The sequence below is a fragment of the Pyramidobacter sp. C12-8 genome, from assembly GCF_002007215.1.
Lineage (GTDB): Bacteria > Synergistota > Synergistia > Synergistales > Dethiosulfovibrionaceae > Pyramidobacter.
In genome coordinates this window covers 1-305 of the sequence record NZ_MUHX01000092.1, presented here as the reverse complement: position 1 = coordinate 305, position 305 = coordinate 1, and the positions used below count along the sequence as shown (strand labels likewise).

General features: G+C 56.1%; 1 protein-coding gene. It reads right to left on the bottom strand.

What is annotated here, in order from left to right; genetic code table 11:
• The coding region (locus B0D78_RS13010) for a 2-hydroxyacyl-CoA dehydratase (protein WP_342418076.1) at positions 1-189 on the bottom strand (189 nt) is incomplete at its 3' end.
• Positions 190-305 lie beyond the last annotated feature (116 nt).

Here is a 305-nt window from a genome sequence, read left to right as displayed (position 1 = left end):
CTTGACCAGCGGACAGGCGTCACGCGGAGCGATATCGTCTCCCACGTTAAAGGCGGTGTAGCTGCCGCCGCAGAGCTTGACCGGCATCGCACCCATCGCGTAGATCAGTTCGGGAGGGATCATCACGCAGTAGGTGCCGACCGACGGTATACCCTCCGGTTTCACCGCGCCCTGCATATCGACGAACACATGACTAAGGATGTCCGTAAACGGCTTCAGCGCGTCGGGCTTGTGCGGTAAATCTTCTATTTTTCTCAGATACTTGATCGCGGTTGTTGAGGATTTGTTCAGAAAGCGCGTTTTCC